Origin of the sequence: Streptomyces sp. PA03-1a (genome assembly GCF_033792805.1) — a bacterium.
GTDB lineage: Bacteria > Actinomycetota > Actinomycetes > Streptomycetales > Streptomycetaceae > Actinacidiphila.
In genome coordinates this window covers 1-1,901 of record NZ_JARAVO010000462.1, presented here as the reverse complement: position 1 = coordinate 1,901, position 1,901 = coordinate 1, and the positions used below count along the sequence as shown (strand labels likewise).

1 protein-coding gene is annotated in these 1,901 nt (G+C 67.9%); it reads right to left on the bottom strand.

Going from position 1 to position 1,901, the window contains the following annotated elements; genetic code table 11:
* Positions 1–179: 179 nt before the first annotated feature.
* Positions 180–1,631, bottom strand: coding sequence for an adenosylhomocysteinase (gene ahcY, locus PV341_RS44885; RefSeq protein ID WP_500328608.1), 1,452 nt, complete (start codon positions 1,629–1,631; stop codon positions 180–182).
* Positions 1,632–1,901: the final 270 nt, after the last annotated feature.

Below are 1,901 nucleotides of genomic sequence, written 5' to 3'. Positions count from 1 at the left end.
TCCATCTTTTCTCCCTTCCCTTTTTCTCTTTCTTTTTTTTTTTCAAACAAAAAACGGGATACGAGGTTTAGGGGGGGTTCGGGGGTCCGGGGAGTTGTAAAGGGGAAAGGCCTGCGGGGTGGCTCCTGTGGTGCCGTCGGGGCCGGTGGCGCGCTGTCGTGCGGGCGGCCCGGGCGGCGTCAGTAGCGGTAGTGGTCCGGCTTGTAGGGGCCCTCGACCGGGACGCCGATGTAGGCGGCCTGCTCGGGGCGCAGGGTGGTGAGCTTGACGCCGAGGGCGTCGAGGTGGAGCCGGGCGACCTTCTCGTCGAGGTGCTTGGGCAGGACGTAGACGCCGATCGGGTACTCCTCGGGCTTGGTGAACAGCTCGATCTGGGCCAGGGTCTGGTCCGAGAAGGAGTTGGACATCACGAACGAGGGGTGGCCGGTGGCGTTGCCCAGGTTGAGCAGGCGGCCCTCGGACAGCACGATCAGGACCTTGCCGTCGGAGAAGGTCCAGGTGTGGACCTGGGGCTTGACCTCGTCCTTGACGATGCCGGGGATCTTGGCGAGGCCGGCCATGTCGATCTCGTTGTCGAAGTGGCCGATGTTGCCGACGATCGCCTGGTGCTTCATGCGCTGCATGTGCTCGGCGAGGATGATGTCGCGGTTGCCGGTGGTGGTGACGAAGATGTCGGCGGTCTCGACGACGTCCTCGAGCGTGGTGACCTGGTAGCCGTCCATCGCGGCCTGGAGGGCGTTGATGGGGTCGATCTCGGTGATGATGACGCGAGCGCCCTGGCCGCGCAGCGACTCGGCGCAACCCTTGCCGACGTCGCCGTAGCCGCAGACGACGGCGACCTTGCCGCCGATGAGGACGTCGGTTGCGCGGTTGATGCCGTCGATGAGGGAGTGGCGGCAGCCGTACTTGTTGTCGAACTTCGACTTGGTGACGGCGTCGTTGACGTTGATCGCCGGGAACAGCAGGGTGCCGTCGCGCTGCATCTCGTACAGGCGGTGGACGCCGGTGGTGGTCTCCTCGGTGACGCCGCGGATCTCGGAGGAGAGCTGGGTCCACTTCTGGGGGTTCTCGCCGAGGGTGCGGTTGAGGAGCAGCAGGATCTGCTCGTACTCCTCGCTGTCGGCGGTGGAGGGGTCGGGGGCCTGGCCGGCCTTCTCGAACTCGACGCCCTTGTGGACCAGCAGGGTGGCGTCGCCGCCGTCGTCGAGGATCATGTTCGGGCCGCCGGTGGGCGAGTCGGGCCAGGTGAGGGCCTGCTCGGTGCACCACCAGTACTCGGCGAGGGTCTCGCCCTTCCAGGCGAAGACGGGGATGCCCTGCGGGTTCTCGGGGGTGCCGTTCGGGCCGACGGCGATGGCCGCGGCGGCGTGGTCCTGCGTGGAGAAGATGTTGCAGGAGGCCCAGCGGACCTGGGCGCCGAGGGCGGCGAGGGTCTCGATGAGGACCGCGGTCTGCACGGTCATGTGCAGGGAGCCGGTGATGCGGGCGCCGGCCAGCGGCTGGGAGGCGGCGAACTCCTCGCGGATGGCCATCAGGCCGGGCATCTCGTGCTCGGCGAGGGTGATCTCCTTGCGGCCGAAGGCGGCCAGGGAGAGGTCGGCGACCTTGAAGTCGTTGGTGACGGGGGACATGCAGTCTCCTCGTGGGGTGCTTCCAGAACGGACATCGGCTTTCCGCTGCGGGGCGGGGGGAGGCATGCGGACATACGTCTCCCTCGACCGCAGCTCAGCCCGTCGGAGGCCCTCTCTCCCTCGGCCGGTCCGTCTCCGGACCGCCCGACCGCCATCAGCAGCGACGTCTGGCTAGGGACGAATCTACACCGAGTGGCCGGGCGCGTCCGGAGACGGACCGGCCGAGGGAGAGAGGGCCTCCGACGGGCTGAGCTGCGGTCGAGGGAGACG

What these genes read in the sequence shown, in the direction of transcription:
- ahcY (WP_500328608.1), bottom strand. Translation starts at nt 1,631, where the DNA reads ATGTCCCCCGTCACCAACGACTTCAAGGTCGCCGACCTCTCCCTGGCC.